Source organism: Vibrio sp. 970, from assembly GCF_033339075.1.
In genome coordinates, this window is the sequence record NZ_JAWOTW010000014.1 from 116,403 (window position 1) to 134,172 (window position 17,770).

A 17,770-nucleotide genomic window follows, 5' to 3' on the forward strand; every position below is an offset into this window, starting at 1 on the left:
CATTAAATTGATCGAGTCAGTTGACCTTATGCACCTCAGTTCTATTTCTACCGTTATGTTTTGCCTGGTAAAGCGCATCATCAGCACCTTTAAGAATAGCGTTGATCGGTTCTCTTTCTGCAAACCATTGAGACATGCCGATAGAAATAGTCACGTGACCTACAACATCAAACTCGTTTGAATCAATGGCTTTTCGGATTCTCTCAGCAACGTATTCAGCTTGACGTATGTCAGTTTTAACTAAAAAGACCATAAACTCCTCTCCGCCAGAGCGGCAGACAATATCCATCTCTCTCGCCTGAGCCTTGATAATATTTGCCACACTGACAAGTAAGGCATCACCGGCATCATGGCCAAAGGTATCATTGACTTTTTTGAAATAGTCAACATCCAGAGCGAGTACAGAAAATGGAGTGTTTTGTATACGCAAGTTATCAATGGCTTTATCTAAACCTCGACGGTTTAACAGCCCAGTCATTGAATCCGTTAAAGTATCGATATGCAGTTGGTCAATGGTGTTGGATACAATGTTGAATGCGCTGAGAAATGAACACTTTAGATGTGAAGCTTCAAAATACCAAGGTTTAACTTCATTTAAGTCTCGTATAGCAGAAGTACGGTTTTCAAAGCTTTTGACTACATTAGCTAGCTGCCACAACGGTTTTGAGATAAAAGCCGCAGATATCCAAATAACTAAAAGCGTGATGGCTCCAATTGGAAAAGTTTCTACAAGCACATCCCACATTTGGTCGTTAAGTACAGAAAAAGTTAAGCCTTCTGATTTCTGTGCAACTATCCCCCAACCTGAAGCATTAACTGGTGCGTACCCAGTAAGCATATCAATACCCTTGGAGTTAATGATGGCTTTACCACCTTTATTTCCCTGAATAACATCATTTATCGCGTCATTATTAACAATGACTTCTCCCACTCTTTGCCGATCAGGGTGATAGATCAATGTCTGATTCTTATCCACAACGTAGAGGTATGACCCATCTCTATAGCTATGTTGCCCAAGTATGCTCATTAACATGTTCTTCTTATCGAGATAAATAGAGCCACTGACATATCCTAAATACTCTTTTTGTTCGGAGAAAATAGGGTGGGAAATACTTATCAGATAATTACCTGCAGGAGATACGAAGGGATCAGTCACGATTGGAGACTTAGCTTTCAATGATTGTAGCGAACTTTCACTTGTTAATTGGACACCTTTCACTTGTATTGCTTCAGGTGAAACGGCAACAATAATTCCCTTCGCATTGACGATGACTACAGAGTTAAAGGCATTGGTTTGGAGCCTCAACCGATCCACTTCTTGTTGCAACTCATCTGTATCTCGCACCTTGCTTCTAAGCATAAGTGCGCTGTACTCCAATTGTGATAGTGCTGATTCAATGAAAGTGTCCGTCATTCTGGCCATTTTTTCAGCATAAACACGATTGGATTCAATGGTGTTAGTGACAGTTAGTTCACGTTGAACATGATATATGGAGTAAAAAGCGTTTAGAAGGGTGACCATCATACTAAAGATGCTTAAAAATAGTATCAGTTGTCTTAAATTTAACTTATCTCTCAGCCGCTTTGATTCACCCAGGTATTCCATAAATTAAGTCATCCATTGGTCTATTAAAAGTGATTCTACTCGTAACTGTAAATCGATTAAATCCAGTTTGAACAGATTTGACAGTTCAGCCATGTTTGATATGCAACTTCCTTATTATCTTATATATTTCTTGAAACTCATATAAGCAACATAGATGGTAAACATACAGCAACTAAGCTCTAGACCTGAACAATATTAGGATGGGGGCAATTAGAGGTTCTTGTTACGACGAAACGTCAACTTAATCCGTAAAAGCATGTGTTTAATATGTTGTTTTGAAAATCTAATTGATATATTGCTAGCTTGATATGCAATGTGGTGATAGTTTACTTATTTAAGTATGCTCTTAACCTTGGGCAGTACACGAGTATTTTGTGGTTTATATGAAAAAAAACTTTCTCAGCTCCGCTAAGCTCGTTTTGTCCTACTTTGCATTCGCGTCAATGTGGGTATTGTTCTCAGACAAAGCGGTAGAGCTCCTATCTAACAATCAACAAGTATACACCTCGGTTCAGTCACTAAAAGGAATGCTATTTGTTGTGATCACCTCTTTCTTGCTATGGGGGCTGATAAAAAAGAACAACAGGTATATTGAACGAGCCAATGACATTGACTATGTAACCGGTTTACATAGCCCCTACGTCTTTTTTCGCTATTTGGAACAAAAGTTTCGTAATACAAAAAAGGATGAACATTATGTTTTATTTCTTCTCGATATAGACAATTTTAAGCCCGTTTCCGACCGAATCGGTTTTGTAAAGAGTAATCTGTTTCTAAAAGATATCGCACAATCGATTAACTCTTCTACCGTTTCTCCACTTTTCTCTTCAAGGGTGCATTCTGATGGATTTGCTTGTTTGATTCGTATGGAAAGCGAAAGTCAAGTTGATATGCACTTAGCACTTATTCAAAGGCAGTTTAAGCAGAACTCAAAACGTCATGGTATTGATTTGACATGCTCCATCGGTGTTGCGCTTTATCCATTTGATGGGGAAAGTGTAAAGCAGCTCATGTCGTCAGCTAAATATGCACTTGCTCAAGCAAAGATCACGAAAAACACTATCCGCTACCACGACAAAGAGCTCGCTAAACATGAGCTCCAGAGACAACAGATGACTTCAGACTTACGTAACGCAATACGAGAAGGCCAAATACAGATTGTATTTCAACCAAAGTATTGCCTTAAAGATAAGAGAGTCGCTGGAGTTGAAGTGCTCTCTCGATGGAAACACCCCGAATATGGAGATATATCTCCTGCAGTATTTATCACACTGGCAGAAGAGAACAATCTCTGCAGTGCTCTAACAGAACTAGTCCTCAAGCAAGCATCAAAGCAACTTAGAGAAACGCAGCTTCTAGGACGAGCCATTCAAGAGGTATCAGTGAACCTTTCTGCTACTGAGCTAAATAGCATTGAAGATATGCATCGTATCGAAAATTACTTAAAAAAAGACCTTGATTTTGCACAATACCTCTGCTTAGAAATAACAGAGACAGCAACGTTAAACGATGTTGAACAATGCGCAAGTTTAGTCAAGGAACTCAAGAAATCTGGTGTGAGGTTCTCTATTGATGACTTCGGTGTTGGCTATACCTCATTTGCAATATTCAATAAGTTGGATGTCGATGAAATAAAAATAGATCGAAGCTTCATTAAAAACATCGCTATTGATTATCGCTCAAGAGCGATCACTTCCGGCATAGTCAACATCGCAAAGGGATTTGGTATTCAAGTCGTTGCTGAAGGGGTAGAGACCCTTGAACAGTTGTGTGTTCTAGAAGAGTTAGATTGTGAGCTAGTTCAAGGGTTCTATTTAAGTCGTCCAATCCCCATTGCTTTATTGGATAGAAAATTAAATAACATCGCAAATGTTATGTATTAAGATGTTGTATTCCCCTCTCTGCTCTTTCGCAGGGAGCACCCTAGCCATTAAAGATGGTGCTGCATTATGTGGTGAATTTTCTACTTAAGTAATTTGTTAAAATCACGCATTGGTATGCAGATATAAATCACGCCCACATTCGCTGTGCCATAGCCAACGGCTTTATGTACGTACCACCACACGGTTCGTAATCCCTCGGCGTTTTCTTCATCCCATTCCAGTACACTACCAACAGGAACATGGTGCGAAGCAATACGCAGCATTAGCGGCTCTAAGGACTCGCCAAGGTTTTCGTCGCCATCGTCCATCATGAAAAAGTTCTCTTGCTCATCTGGACAAGCTAATAAAGCCACCAGCTCTGGCTCACGATAAGTAAGCGTGTCTTGGTTGGTTTCTAGCTCTAGCACTGACTCGCTTTGGTAATTATCATCCGTTGGTTCCAGTTCTGGCTCAATAGGACGATACAGGGACGCTTCAAAGTGATCAGGTGATAGTTTGATGGCCTTAATCCAATCATCCCTTAAAACACGGTTAAAGGGCACATGGCCTTGGTATCGAGCCTTTCTTACTACAGGTTTAACTGCGTCACTCATTTGATGATTCTCTCTAATCTGCTTGGTGTTACGTTCATCATTTTTGCGAAGTTGGTCAGAGCTTCACTCTTAGTCTTTCCTTGCAGCTTGTAGCCGTCATGGAAGTTCTGGAAGCCGACCTTAATCATATCGATATAACCTTTCTTCTCGTTGGACTCCTTACGCAGTTTGCGCGCTTGGCGCTTGATGGTTTCGCTTTCCCGTTTCTGTTTGGCGATCTGTTTTTCCACTGCTTTCTGAGCGCGTAGATACTTCGCGTGTTCGCGCGTAGCGGCGGCCTTATCCACCACCGTTTTACGGTTACGTGCGGCAGCTTTCTTCTCGTTCTCGTTGAGCAAGTACGTTTTGTTATCTGAGCCAAAACCAACACGGCGCGCTTGCTGTTTCATTTGGTTGGCCAAGATGCGTTGCCATGCCAGCGATTGCAGCATGGTTGCCGCCTTGAGAACGTGTTTACATGCCACACCGGACAATTCAGGGTTTCGGATTTTCGGGAAAGCAAACTCTTTAGGCGGCGCTATGCAGTAGTTACCCATAGTGGCCAAGTATCGATACCAATACTGGTGACGGCCACAGTCGCAATCAAAGGAAATACGGCCAGCACACGCCAATTGCACCGCTTGGTTGTAATCCCCATTAGGCGGTTCGTGTAGTAGTTCATCCCACTGCTCAAAACGCACCTTTACTCGGTGTTCTTCATGTCGAGACACGCTTGATGCTCGGACACGAATAAGCGCGATATTGTTCTTAATACCGATCAACGTGGCCTTGTGAATGCCTGTACCGTCATCGACACGGTTGTTTGCACGGTCTACGTCGATTTGACGCGAGTTCTTCACCAAAAAGGCGTAGGTGATACCCGCTGTCTTGCTGTCATAGACCTCTTTGTGTCGCTGGCGAGCCTTGTCGAACTTGATCAGGTCTTCTTTGGTAAACCGTTGCCCTTTAGCCTTTTCGCCTAGCGCTTTTAATGCCTTATTAGTTGGCTTGGCCAGCGTTGAGGCGGTCAGCGTTCGCTTGGCATTACGGCGGTTTCTCTTTTGCGCCTGTTCAATCTTGTTGAATAGCTGGTTGAACTGCTTTTCATTGAGGCCAAGGCTGGCAAATGAGCCGTTATCCCGTTTCTCCGCTTCAAACTTCTTCGGCATAAGTTACAGTCCCATTTCGTCCATGAATTGACGCATGGAACGACGCACCCAAGATGCTGGTGGAAGCTTGATGGTTTCGCCAACAGGTAGCGGATTCATTGGGTCGTCTACGTCACAGACCAGACTAACCAACCAATCAAGCTCAACCGTGGCGTAAGCTCTGTAAGAGACGAGATCCGCACGATAAACCTCATCAAGTCGAATGGTGTACTCAAAGAGATCGGTATTGCCCGAACGGTTGACGTATTCCATGACGATGGCAAAGAAATGCGCCCGTAGAATATCGTCCTCGATGTTCTCTGCTGAGAGGCGGGATAACTTACTCATAGTCGCCTCCCATACGATACTTACCGTCTGCGATTAGCCCTGTTTTAGCCTTGAACAGTCCCATTGCGCGCGAGGCCATTTCCGGCTCTTTCTTGGGCTTGCGTAACATGCCAAACAAGCTCTTAAGCGTTACCGTGTCGCTAAGGTTGTCTTGTGTGGCCGCATAGACCACAAACATAAGCGCGTAGGTATCAGGGCGCAGTTCTGACCAGTCGATGTTGTACATTGGCTTGCCATCTGTTCCCCGTACTTCTTCCACGATGGACGGCGACACTTCATAGCGGCCACCAGCATTAGACGGGTAGGTGATAGCATTTAGGGATGAGAGATAGTTATAGGCTTCCATTGCCGACACAATGATCGGTCTGCCTTTTGCGTCCAGTTCGGACAGGCGAACGGCGCGCCCATACTTCGAAAAGTAGGGCGTAACCTCGTCCACCAGCACAATAAAACCGCCTTTTTTGAGCTTTTCTAACTTCTCGGGCAAAGTCAGCTTAAGGCTCATCAATGAGCGCTCTAATTGTTGGCATTCGATGATATGGAGTTGACCATCATTCACACCAGCAAGCATAAGCCGTGGCTGGCCAGATGATAGAGTAAGTACAGCTATGCGCATTCGTGCCATGTTGTGACCTCTAAGTGCGCTTTTTAAGATGAGGAGTCTTGGTCATTTTAACACCATCAACCAAGCTTTTTAGCCCTATTAATAGTATTTATATTAATTAATGCTCGGAATATCGTGGTGATAATAACACAAGGATAATACATACGCATGCGACGTTCCATTGATTGTTTTTGCTTCTCTCGTTGTCTTTGAAGTTTCTCTGCTATTGTCAAAGCCATTAAAAACACCTACTATTTGCTTGCTCTTGTTTCACATTTGCTGGTGGAACATGGAAAAGGCTGGTAACTCGAATTTGCTGATTCGAACTGTTTGCTAAGGCCAGCCGCAAAAAAACCGCGTTTATTCGCGGTTTTTTTGTACCTATCAAAAGTAAATCTCAATCAAAACCCGATGGCATGGCATGGCTTGCCTTCATCGTTACGCATCCGTTACCCCAGCTGACGATCTTCATGAGCTTACCCTCGTAGTCCCAAGGCTGATTTCGAGTTAAACACTCTTTGGCTCGTTTAAGCGCTGGCGAGTCAACTAAAAGATAAACGGCTTTGCGAGGTTTCACGCAGCATTCTCCGTAGCAATGTTTGAGGAAGTGATCATAGATAGTGAACGTTCGGCAAACTTAAGCTCTGCTTTGCGCACATCAATGTCGCGTTCTACATGCAGTGTGAAGTTGTCACAGAACACACCTTTCTCTTTCTGGTGCGCGTTCAACTTCTCTTTGAGTTGAGTGATTTCTTGATTGAGTTTTTCAATGTACGACTTGAAGTAAGTCTCGCTGCCGATTTCCAGCATCACTGATGCCGGACTACGAATGATAGACAGGATATCGCATGTAGATTCGTTGCGTAAAAGGTTCAGAACACGTTCGCCGCCTTGAGTTATGCTGTATTTTTTGCGATCTGGTTTACCGTCTTGCGCTTCAATTTCGTGAGACACTAACCCCTTTTCCGTCATGCGACCGAGTTCGCGGTACACTTGCTGGTGGCTGGCTTGCCATGCGCCTGATTCAGGCATTGTTCGGTTTGTTAGGTCATAGCCTGTTTGTGTTCTCTGCTCAAGAATTGCTAGAAGTAGATTACCCAAATTCATAGTTAGTTACCTTTTGTTATTGATGCCAAATTTCACCCGTATCCTCGTCAATAAATCCATGACATAAATACTCTCTACTTGTTGAGTAATGCGTAAGTCTTCCCTTTAACGCCTTTTTGTTGCGGTTATGCCAATGCTCGTATCCGGCAGTAAACGCATATTTGTTGTTGTAGTCTGCATAATGCAGATCTGAGCCATTGCGAGCCTCATTAACTCCCGCCGACCAACTTGCTAGAAAATCATCACGCTCATTGAGTTTGACGGCTTGGCGCTCATCATCATGCCCCCTAATAACGTGATAATTCCTAGCCCTTGCATGCGGTCAATGATGGTAGTCTCGAAAAATCCAATGTAGATTTCATCGTGCGGGATAAGCTCTACTTGTTGTGCCATTTCGTAGACCGTTCCATCTAGTGGTAGCGCTTCCATTAGCTCTATGATTAGGCTCAATTGGTTTTTGGAACTGCCATTGGTCAGTGCCTTGTCTAGTTGTCTAACCACATCTGCACACATGGAAAAGCGAGGCATTTCATTTCGTATCGCTTTTTCGTCTGCGTCCTCAATAAAGGCTTTCTCCTCATCTACACTCCCTAACACCTAACTCACACACACGTTCGCTACCGCGACAGCGGCGCGGTTAATGGCCATCGACACCGTTGCTCCGTGGTTAGACAGGACAATAGTGCCTTTGCTGGCATTGAACGTTTTTACGGTCATTTTCTACAAAGAATTAAGTGTGTTCGGAATGGATTGGTGAGACTACCATATCAAAAATAATATATGCAATAACTAATTTAGCCCTTAATATCAAAAAAATATACATTGATATAAATTTTCATGTTCGGAATAAAAAGGATTACCATAATCCTGGGGTGGGATTAGATTACGCTCAATCGGAGCCGTTTAAGAAATGAATTTAATTCATAAATTTTTCGGTAAAACCCATTAATTAACCCTGGTATAGTGCTAATGCAGAGAGGCACATACGCCCACCAGATAAAGCGATTTTTCACTGACATCAAGCTACGTGTTGGTCATATTTGTGAGATGAAAGCGACAGCAAGTAGCAGTGTTAAGTTTTGGGGTTCACTCTGTGCTTATTTTGATGAGATTACTTACAAAGCCAAAGAAAGCTACACAGATATTGATTCCCAATATCAATTTTTAACTTATCTAGCTGATACGGTTTACTTGATCGAGAAAGAGGGCATTGATTGTGATGTCACCAATCAGTCATTGGTTTTGGATGATGATCAAACGCAAGCAACTCGCGACCAACAGCTACGCAATATCAGCCACCTTTTGAAGATGACAAAGCAGTATGCAGAACAGTTTTAACGATGCTGACGATCTACCCATTGGACGAATTTATTAAGGCAAATTTCCGAATTAATTCGTAGTTTGCCAGGATACACGACGTTGTCTTAAAGATGAACGCCAACGGTGATAGAAATATCAAAAGGAGATCAAGTTAAATAAATATGACTTTGTTTGAGCTTATCACCCCTAGAGATTTACGCACTTTCTACGCCCTCAATCTCCAAGTGGCTATGGAGTGGCCTGTTCGCTATCAAGCAGTTATGGCGCGATTTAAGTGGATGAAAGCAAAGCACCTTGTTTAGATGTTATTTCACAAAGCTAGATACGAAGAACGATTGTAAATCACTTTTGGACAAAATAAGCTACAGCTTTCGCTAAATTAGCATTTAACTGATAACCTGAGGCATTTCAAATGCCTCAGGTTAACTGGCCAAACTCCCAGTAGCATTGATCAAACAACTCTCGGGCTGTATCCAAAATCAGAACAAGCTGTTGACGCAAGCATGCTTCGAAGCCAAATCTAGTAATAGTGTTCATAGAGTTGAACCCAATTCGCACTTAGGCTCCGAGAAGCAGCCGCTTACAATCTTCTTCAATGGCTTTATCAATCGCATCATTATCTTGAGCATCAAACAGGACTATCTGAAGCTCTTTTAAGGCCAAATGCCCAAATCGGATCCAAGCTACCAGGTTGGTCCTCAAAAAGAACTCCACAATTAAGCCGCCTGAGCGCAATGCGGCATCTGCTGCGTCAATGGTACAAAGTGTTCCATGGCTTACCAACAACATGCGGCGAAGTTCAGGGGTTGAGCCCTTTGGTATACACTCCTTCCAAGGCTTATTATGCAACACATGTTGATTGACAGCCCAGCTTAACCGAGTGAGTAACTCGGAGATAAGCACTGGTATAGCCATTGCAGCACCGTGTCTAAGATCGTATCCCTGCTCAAACACCTTGCTAAACACAATTGCTAGGGTTTGCTTGTTGATAACCTCTTTGCCTTTCTTAACGTTGCCTGTTTTCACTTCAAAAGCACCGAAGTTCATTAACTGCGTGAGGTTGTAGAAAGGCACCGGCACACCCGAGCCTCGCCCATAGTCAGCTTGCTTACGATCTATACCAGAAGAGCCAGAAACGTCTGACATGATGTGCCCAAACCAATTAGCAACACCGGCGAATATCTTTGCAACAAAGTTATGCCCTACCAGCTCAAACTCTTCCGTTTCGATAGTGATTATCTGGCCTTCACTAACAAATGAGGAGGTATTCGTGAACTGATTCAGAATTGAAAAAAACAGCCCGACAATATCGGGGCTATGACTGAGGCTTTTTAGATGATGGTTCTTAGTGGACAGGTTCTTAACCTTGCCACCAGTGCCGTTTCTCTCTCCATTGGTAGTTGCTTGATCGTAGTTAACTTTAAACTTGCGCTCTAAGAATCCTATTGCACTACTCGTTCTGTTGGCATCACCTCTTGGCCCCTGCCAACCAAGCATTGAAGCAAACTTCTCAACTGCACCCTCAGCAACGTTATCGGCAACTTTGGTAAGTGGGCCTGTAGTGGGAGTACCAACGAATAACACATCGACTAAACCCGCAATAGCCCCGCAAGTCCCCGCTATCATGTAGTCCATGGAATCGCATTGCGCAGGCTTTGAGAAAAACGAGTCTCGAAACTCGCGTTGCGCCTCTGCTAACTGCTGCTGAGACATCACACATCGCAACCCTTGATAGTCTACCTGTATCAGGTTTCTCTCTATATAGGCATCGAGTTGCCTCATATATTCTTCTTCAGAAGTACAGCTATCAACTTCAACAAAATCTAGGGTTTGCAGTGTCCCAATGCTCGCTGTCAACTCCACTTCTATCCCAACAAGAAATGCATCCATATCAACATGGTTGGTATCAAGCCCCTCGCTTGGTTCTGTGCCACACCAACTTAAGAGCTCGTCCGCGTTATCAATCAATCCACTCAGCAAATCATCACCCTCACAGAGCAAGTCATCAACCAGTTCCAACGATGAGCGCATATCAACAAGATGCGCTTGAGCGTTAGATAACTGATGGTTTGCTGCAGTTAGCGTCTTTATGTTCTGCTCGAGAATATCCTTATCTTTCGGCACATTAGGCTCCTGTTAGCTACGCAGCTTGCCTAAAGCAGCTTTGCCCAAGGCCTTAGATTTTGCACCGAGCATATTGCTCATATCGAAGTAGCCAATAGCTTCAAATATCTGTGCTAATTGCTCTAGTGCCTTCACTGAAATTCCTTGCTTAAGCGTCAGAACACCCTCTTCAGCTCCCTCTTCACACTCGTAATGAGACAGCACGGGCTCTTGAAGCTTTTTCTTTGATGGCTCTGATGTAAGCTCGAGAAAACTAGCTTTATCTAGCTCGATGGGACATTTTGACCGAAGTTCACTGGCTTGATATTCATTGCTCTTGTTCTCAAGGTGCTTACCCGACTTGATAAGCATGGTTAGCTGCTGCTGCTTCGCTGCTAACTTGTGGATTACCTCATTCTGATTCAGTGACTTACTGATTAGCTCATTCATTTTCTCAGTAACAAAATTGATGTCTTCCATTAAAACTGAAATGGTCTTTTGAGTGTGTTGAACGGCTTTGGTAAGCAAAAAAGCGCGATGTTTGTGCTTGTCCAGTTTGTCTGCACCCGTAAGTTTCTTCATGCCGTGATAGGCACCCACGCCAATCAAAACCGCAGCACCAATGCCCGTTACCATGCTTGAAAAACCGAGAACACCACCAACGCCAAGAGCTGACAAGCCGGAGGTTAAACCTGCAGCCGACAAACCCATAACCGACCCCGACATATATACAGCAGCAATCGGAGCACCAACAGCGGCAACGCTTTGAGCTAACTGCTTCGTTTTCTGCTCAAGCATACTGTCGTCGATGTGATCATCTAAAATTAGCTGGTCATTTTTGACGGCTTCGACCATAACATCGAGTTTTTCGTCAGATATCCCGAGCTTCGTTTTTAGCTCTTGAAGGTGAGGGCTGTTTTTTGCTTCGTCAACAGTTCCTTGTCCTCCGAAGGCAAATATACCAATGAGGTCTTTCATCAACGTCAGGCAAAGCGCTTCATATTGCGTGTCGGAGATCTCTGCTTTGATAGTGCTCAATAGCTCATCAGCGCTGATGGTGTTTTGATGATCCAACATGTACGAACGAACATCTAAGCGCTTCTCAGGGTTGAGCTCAACACGAGTAATCAAGGACAAAATCTCTGCGGTTTCCTTCGCATCAATCTCATTGTCATTAGCAAAGGCGAGATTGATAGCGACTTTACAGTATGCGGCCTTAACCGTTTCACTCATATCTGATAACAGCACGACCTGCTCTTGCTCTTCAAAGTCCTCAAACTCCGAGATTAACTGCGTAAGAAAATCAGCAAGTCCCTGGTAGTGCCCTTTTAGATCACTCCAGTCGATCATGAGCTCCTCATCATCCCCATAAGTGATGAGTAAGTACCCAATTTCTTTGGTTTTATCTTTTTTCGTTACGGTTTTCTGTACATATTCGGCAGAGTGCATTGACTCGAACTTGATACACTGAGCCGCTTCAAATGGCCCTTTCACATACAAAGATTCACCCGTAACAAGAAAGCCATCTTTCCCATTGTTGAACACAGTCATGTCGAACAACGCTACGACCAGATTAGGATCGAGATCTAGCTTGTAGCTAGCAATGGCATTATCCAACTTCTTTTCAAGCTTTTCATCGGTGAAAGGGGCGATAGCAAGGCGCTTATGAAGAACAGCTTGTTTGAGCTGAGACTTAATAAATCCATTTACATCGACTGACATTTTCTATTATTCCTAGAAGACTGAGAAAGTACCAACATATCAGAATAGGCCTAGAAATATGGTTAACAGTCTGTTAAACAAGAACTTTTCTATAAAACATGTTAAGCGCATCACGATCCCACGTGGCGCGTAATATGAGCAATGTATAGTGGATTTGCCCACATAGTTAGATAAGGAAAGGTAATCAAAATTACGATGATTACAACAAAGTTCAACCCTACTCTAGCTCATTTCGAGGCATTTCTGTGTTACACATCCCGTCAGCACACCTTGGGCATAAACATTTTAGAAATAGCAGCATACCTATGTGATCGCTGCCACTGTGTAGTATGAATCTTTATTACTCTCTCACAGTATTACGTGACGTTTAAAATCACATTTGGAAGCGATGATGGTGTTGCTTCTGGCCAGGTCCAAGAATACGAAAAATACTGAAAATTGGCTCGAGACATTCATGACGTTCGCCACCTAATGTTGATCTTACGAAGTGACCTAAGCGCTTTACTTGGACTGATGTGGTTTGCACTGGCAAAAGCAAGACAAAAACACCCTAAAGCGCATCAATAGGTTGATTAATGACGTTAAACGTTCCCTTTTGAGGGGATAGGGAAGCCTGAGTCACTAAAGGAGAACCTGTCAGGATTTTGGTCGCGCCGTATTGATGATACGAACAGGTTGGTCTATGCCGTGGATAATCAGGCGATAACCATTATTTCATGCCGCTATCATTATTAGGCAATCTAAACATCAAAAATAGAAACATCAAAATAATAGGTACCAAAAGAAATGCGGAAAATTGCTTGTCTACTACCGTCGTTACTGTTTGGTTGTGTCGCTGTTTAGGGACAATCTTATAACATCGATATTGCAAATGAGGACTATGTACAGGTTAACTATGATTCGTCAATGACCAATTACAAGGCCATGCTAAGCGAATTTACCACGCATTGCGCCAAGTAAGACAAGGATTACGTCAATGAAAGTACGATTACAAACGGTTGGGAAATTACTATGGCCGTTTATCGCTGCGTTGAGAAGAGAGAGAACAGTTAACCATTAAGCCACCAGCACAGTGGCTTTTTTGTGCCAAATTGATAGTATAGTATAGGCACAATTGTACACATAAATGGAGTGCAGAGAGAGTTCAATGAGCATTTATGAGTTCACCTTAAACATCGGCAACATCAATATCACGAACGACAACGATCTACTTGATGTGTCACGCAAACTATACGAGGGCGCTTGTTCTGACGCTGTGGTAATGTCTGTTGATGAAATGCTGTATATCGAATTTGAACGAGAGGCAGGAACGTTCGTTCAAGCGGTTACACAAGCAATTAAGGACGTAGAATCGGTCGAGGGCTACGATTTACAAGTTATCTCGATTGAGGGCGACCTTGTGAGTTTGGGCGAAGCTGCGGAGTTCACCGGGGTTAAGAAGAGCACACTAGCAAAATACAAAAAGGGTACATTTGGCGGCGGTGGCTTCCCTGTGCCAGTACGAAAGGCTTCAAAGAAAGATCCTCTTTGGAGACTTAGCGACATAGCAGATTGGCTATACAAAAAAAACAAGGTAGCAATGGAGCTAGTAGAACGCGCTCGTCTGATGGATTTAATTAACCATCATCTAGAGACCAGATTGATGAAGAATAGCGATAAGTACGCAAACCTATTCATCAATATCCAAACTAACCTAATAATTCCCATAAAGTCATAAAGTCATAAAGTCATAAAGTCATAAAGTCTCAGCTGCCATCAGCGTATAGCTGGTAGCTTCTTTATGCGTATCGTAATTGCTTAAAAGGAGGATCAATAATTGAAAGACTATGATTTTTCAATAGTGGCTAAGTTTCAAGACAACATGAATGCAGACTCGCTTTGCAAGCCATCTAATGCGATCAAAGAGTTTAACCCATCCGATTACTTAACCGATCAACAGACTATCCAAGCCTATATTGATGAAGCAGCAAGCACTGGTGAACCAGCGATAATCGCCGATGCCTTAGCAGTTGTTTCACAAGTTAAGGGTATGGACAACACCTTACACCCGCGCGACAACCCTTCTTTATCGTCACTTATCGGGCTGGCCAACGTTCTAGGCATATCAGTTCGATTAGGTATCAACATTAAATAACTTATTCCAGTAGTTCGGTTGGGCCGAATTACTGAAATAGTGCCCCGTCAGGAATCTAGTCAATTTAGTTTCACTTCTTACAGAACAGAAACTAACCCGCCAATTACCGGCTGCGACATCGCCTACAAGAAAAAACGGCGCGACAAGATTGATGATCTGAGCAAGGTTTTCGACAGAGCGTTTAGAGAAAGTAATGGACAAGTTCAGTCTCGTCCAAGAAATGGAACAAACTGCTCAAGAAGATTAGGATTAGTCGGATAATGAGTCAGTTATCAACGTTTTACCGTGTTCTTTACCGGTGTCCACAAGGCACTACGGGTAAAGCTTAATCCGTTACCTGACATTTGGTTAATGTAGTGAGGTAGCAGACTACTTCACCGAGCTATTTCGCCTTTCAATGGTGTTTGGATTGAGCTATTAGAATGGTCTTGTTGATGAGCAAATGGCTCAAAAACTGGCGATGTTCGTTAACGTACCACTCCAGAGTCAATAGTTATTATTGATAAGATAAAATACGTTAAGAAAAATTAATTATGAGTTTGGCTTTCAAAAATTTTATTTTTATTTCTTAATTTAAACCAAATTTTCTTTCTACCATTATTCTTCAAAATAAAACCTCCAAAACCACACCACTTTGGCCACTTGTTATTCTTTGAAGTAGGTCAATTTTTGATTTTTGACTATTTGATTTTTTCTTTTTACTGATTTTTTTATTATTAGATACATTTATTAAATCAATGATTTTATTAGACATACAATGCCCCTTACTTAATGATTAGGGTGTACTGAACATGCGTTATTTTATGATATAGAATGAAGGGAGCTTACAGAGAAACTTATTAAGGATGACGCTGGGAAAACTGACTTTATACTTTTTTATCTGAAACAACTATTGATCAGAGCTACTACTTCCTTACCACTGGATTACAAGCGATAAGGAAGCTAAGTTTTGTAAGACTATTACAACGTCGTTACATTTTCTGCTTGAAGCCCTTTAGGACCTTTACCTACGGTAAAAGAAACCTTGTCGCCTTCAATAAGTTTTTTAAATCCATCCCCAACGATGTTGCGGAAGTGAACGAATAGGTCGTCGCCGTTATTTTGAGAAATGAAACCGAAGCCTTTAGCTTCATTAAACCACTTTACTGTACCAATTACTTGATTAGACATATTATGCCCCTTATATAAATTAAAATTAAGGTGCACTGAACATAAGTATTATTTTAAGGATATAGAATTAAGGGAGATACAGAGAAAAACTTGCTAGGGATGACACTGGAAAACTTACTTTATATTTTTTATCTTCAAACAACTCTTCGTCAGAGCAAAATCAACTATACACGTTTCAAAAATTAAAGATAGCTTTATTTTCTATTTTTATACTAATAATGCACGTTACAGACCCCGAAAGCGCGCCATATGAGCCGCTATAGAATGCTTTAAGCAACATTTTGACACCCAAGAGGAGCATTGTTCCTTATCATCCTACTATAATCATAGAGCAACCTATATGAGTTAAAAAGCCGTTTTCTGTACTCGGTCTATCGTACTGATTTTTTCATATTAGGTCGTTTCAGTCTTCAAGGTGTTAAAGTTGGTATACTAAAACTAAATTATTATAAATGAGCGCAAACATGAAACAAAAGAACTACAACAAACTTAACGATGAAGAGTTAGAGTTTGTTAATGACAAGGTCGCAGCCTTACTCCTAACAAGTCCTAGGAGTGCTCGTTTGTTGCTCTGGATAATGGTGAGTCTTTCAATTGTGATGGTTGGTTGGGCATCTTTTTCTGAGATAGATAAAGTCATTGTCGGTTTAGGGAAAGTCATTCCTTCCTCACAGGTTCAAGTTATACAAAACTTGGAAGGCGGGTTAATTAAAGAAATTTTAGTAAAAGAAGGTCAATTAGTCGAAAAAGGTCAACCATTAATTCTCATCGATGACACGCTCTTTCTTTCAGATTTTCGTGAGCATGAACAACAAGTCGCTAACTTGAGTGCATCTGTATTACAATTGACAGCCTCGATAAATAGCGTTCAAGTTAACAATGACTTTGACATTAAAGATTGGCGACAAAATGTCACACTAAACTATGACCAGCTAATGTTCCCATCATTTTTAGAAGAAACTCAACCTGAACTAATCCTACGTCAAAAAGCTGAGTATCTAGAAAACTTAAATAATATACGCAACCAGCTATCAGTGATTGATCAGCAAGTCATACAGAAACAACAGGATTTGATTGAAATAAAAGCACGAGTAGAAAACTTACGTAGGAGTTATCAATATGCAAAAAAGGAACTGGATATTACCAAACCTCTAGCTGACGAAGGTATAGTTCCACGCATTGAATTACTTAAATTACAACGACAAGCCAATGATAGCAGGCGTGAAATGACATCTAGCAAGCTTAAAATTCCCGTATTAGAGTCATTAATTCAAGAGTTCATGCTTAAACGAATAGAGGTCGCGCTACAATTCCGATCTGAACAACAAGAAAAACTTAATAGCACCCAAGATCAACTATCTTCTTTGGTAAAGTCTACAGTTAACTTAGAAGATAAAGTCAATAGAACCGTGGTTTACTCACCAGTAACGGGAAAAATTAAAACGTTGAGCATAAATACAGTTGGTGGAGTTATTCAACCAGGTATGGATATCGTTGAAATTGTGCCAACCGAAGACGCTCTACTGATAGAGGCAAAAATAGCACCAAAAGATATTGCATTTTTACGTCCTGAGTTACCTGTTATTGTCAAGCTTACCGCTTATGATTTTAGTAAGTACGGTGCTTTAAAAGGGGAGTTAGAACACATTAGTGCAGACACAATCCAGGATGAAGAAGGTAACGACTTTTATGTAGTACGTATACGTACTGATAAAACTAATCTCGGTGATAAAGATCTACCAATCATTCCAGGAATGACAACATCAGTTGACATAATAACCGGAAAGAGGACCATTTTAGAATACTTAATGGGGCCAATTCTAAATACAAAAACTACAGCCGATGATTAACTTATACTGTGTTCAAAAATCGATATGTCCGTTATCATTGAAAATGTTTAACTTCCTATGAAATCGGAGCATCTCGTGTGACATTTATTCTGCCAGAGGGGGGAAGCTTAACTTGATAACTTTTCGGATAAAAATGGAAATGCTCATTGAAGGTGGTTCAATAAGGCGTCTTCTAATTGTTGGTTTGCTTTGATTTCCCGTAT

At 41.9% G+C, this 17,770-nt stretch carries 17 protein-coding genes and 1 pseudogene; 6 read left to right on the forward strand and 12 right to left on the reverse strand.

Annotated elements, in window-relative coordinates; genetic code table 11:
* Positions 1-16: 16 nt before the first annotated feature.
* The gene (locus tag R7Q11_RS19115) at positions 17-1,606 is read right to left on the reverse strand and encodes a diguanylate cyclase (protein WP_017634112.1); all 1,590 of its coding nucleotides are present in this window, start codon (positions 1,604-1,606) and stop codon (positions 17-19) included.
* Between the two features lie 383 nt (positions 1,607-1,989).
* Here R7Q11_RS19115 and R7Q11_RS19120 point away from each other — a divergent pair, with 383 nt between their 5' ends.
* Positions 1,990-3,489, forward strand: coding sequence for a putative bifunctional diguanylate cyclase/phosphodiesterase (locus R7Q11_RS19120; RefSeq protein WP_017634111.1), 1,500 nt, complete (start codon positions 1,990-1,992; stop codon positions 3,487-3,489).
* An 80-nt stretch (positions 3,490-3,569) separates the two neighbouring features.
* Here R7Q11_RS19120 and R7Q11_RS19125 read toward each other — a convergent pair whose 3' ends face one another.
* The 7 genes from R7Q11_RS19125 to R7Q11_RS19155 form a co-directional block, all read right to left on the reverse strand.
* Complete coding sequence (locus R7Q11_RS19125) at positions 3,570-4,082, reverse strand: hypothetical protein (RefSeq protein ID WP_017634110.1); 513 nt, start codon at positions 4,080-4,082, stop codon at positions 3,570-3,572.
* Positions 4,079-5,230 (reverse strand): phage tail protein, encoded by a 1,152-nt coding sequence (locus tag R7Q11_RS19130; RefSeq protein ID WP_170890862.1) that lies wholly within the window; start codon positions 5,228-5,230, stop codon positions 4,079-4,081. Before R7Q11_RS19130 ends, R7Q11_RS19125 begins: the two co-directional genes overlap by 4 nt.
* A gap of 3 nt (positions 5,231-5,233) precedes the next feature.
* Positions 5,234-5,557 carry a hypothetical protein gene (locus R7Q11_RS19135; protein WP_024703879.1) on the reverse strand — a complete coding sequence of 108 codons (324 nt, stop codon included), beginning with the start codon at positions 5,555-5,557 and terminating at the stop codon, positions 5,234-5,236.
* Complete coding sequence (locus R7Q11_RS19140; RefSeq protein WP_054579188.1) at positions 5,550-6,182, reverse strand: hypothetical protein; 633 nt, start codon at positions 6,180-6,182, stop codon at positions 5,550-5,552. The genes R7Q11_RS19135 and R7Q11_RS19140 overlap by 8 nt, the downstream gene beginning before the upstream one ends.
* Positions 6,183-6,558: 376 nt before the next feature.
* Entirely contained in the window at positions 6,559-6,738 is a 180-nt protein-coding gene (locus tag R7Q11_RS19145; RefSeq protein ID WP_213892765.1) for a hypothetical protein, read from the reverse strand.
* Positions 6,735-7,268, reverse strand: a complete 534-nt coding sequence (locus R7Q11_RS19150; RefSeq protein WP_017634104.1) for a PadR family transcriptional regulator — start codon at positions 7,266-7,268, stop codon at positions 6,735-6,737. Before R7Q11_RS19150 ends, R7Q11_RS19145 begins: the two co-directional genes overlap by 4 nt.
* Before the next feature lie 231 nt (positions 7,269-7,499).
* Positions 7,500-7,865, reverse strand: coding sequence for a hypothetical protein (locus R7Q11_RS19155; RefSeq protein WP_213867176.1), 366 nt, complete (start codon positions 7,863-7,865; stop codon positions 7,500-7,502).
* 372 nt (positions 7,866-8,237) lie between these two features.
* Between R7Q11_RS19155 and R7Q11_RS19160 the strand changes: the two genes are divergently transcribed.
* Positions 8,238-8,606 (forward strand): hypothetical protein, encoded by a 369-nt coding sequence (locus R7Q11_RS19160; protein WP_213867177.1) that lies wholly within the window; start codon positions 8,238-8,240, stop codon positions 8,604-8,606.
* Between the two features lie 540 nt (positions 8,607-9,146).
* On the opposite strand, the gene R7Q11_RS19165 is transcribed toward R7Q11_RS19160, so the two are convergent.
* Both R7Q11_RS19165 and R7Q11_RS19170 read right to left on the reverse strand, forming a co-directional pair.
* The gene (locus tag R7Q11_RS19165; RefSeq protein ID WP_213867178.1) at positions 9,147-10,712 is read right to left on the reverse strand and encodes a hypothetical protein; all 1,566 of its coding nucleotides are present in this window, start codon (positions 10,710-10,712) and stop codon (positions 9,147-9,149) included.
* Between the two features lie 12 nt (positions 10,713-10,724).
* Entirely contained in the window at positions 10,725-12,413 is a 1,689-nt protein-coding gene (locus tag R7Q11_RS19170; RefSeq protein ID WP_213867179.1) for a hypothetical protein, read from the reverse strand.
* Between the two features lie 520 nt (positions 12,414-12,933).
* Between R7Q11_RS19170 and R7Q11_RS19175 the strand changes: the two are divergent.
* The 3 genes and pseudogenes from R7Q11_RS19175 (at position 12,934) to R7Q11_RS19185 (ending at position 14,547) form a co-directional block, all read left to right on the forward strand.
* Positions 12,934-13,148, forward strand: a pseudogene (locus R7Q11_RS19175) (Txe/YoeB family addiction module toxin).
* Between the two features lie 412 nt (positions 13,149-13,560).
* Complete coding sequence (locus R7Q11_RS19180; protein ID WP_213892766.1) at positions 13,561-14,130, forward strand: helix-turn-helix transcriptional regulator; 570 nt, start codon at positions 13,561-13,563, stop codon at positions 14,128-14,130.
* A 99-nt stretch (positions 14,131-14,229) separates the two neighbouring features.
* Positions 14,230-14,547 (forward strand): DNA-binding protein, encoded by a 318-nt coding sequence (locus R7Q11_RS19185; protein ID WP_053307329.1) that lies wholly within the window; start codon positions 14,230-14,232, stop codon positions 14,545-14,547.
* 604 nt (positions 14,548-15,151) lie between these two features.
* Here R7Q11_RS19185 and R7Q11_RS19190 read toward each other — a convergent pair.
* Together R7Q11_RS19190 and R7Q11_RS19195 are read right to left on the reverse strand one after the other, a co-directional pair.
* Complete coding sequence (locus tag R7Q11_RS19190) at positions 15,152-15,301, reverse strand: hypothetical protein (protein WP_017634095.1); 150 nt, start codon at positions 15,299-15,301, stop codon at positions 15,152-15,154.
* A gap of 206 nt (positions 15,302-15,507) precedes the next feature.
* Positions 15,508-15,717: a cold-shock protein gene (locus R7Q11_RS19195; RefSeq protein ID WP_017634094.1), complete on the reverse strand. Its 210-nt coding sequence runs from the start codon at positions 15,715-15,717 to the stop codon at positions 15,508-15,510.
* 464 nt (positions 15,718-16,181) lie between these two features.
* Here R7Q11_RS19195 and R7Q11_RS19200 point away from each other — a divergent pair, with 464 nt between their 5' ends.
* Positions 16,182-17,567 (forward strand): HlyD family type I secretion periplasmic adaptor subunit, encoded by a 1,386-nt coding sequence (locus R7Q11_RS19200; protein WP_213892769.1) that lies wholly within the window; start codon positions 16,182-16,184, stop codon positions 17,565-17,567.
* The last annotated feature ends 203 nt before the right edge of the window (positions 17,568-17,770 follow it).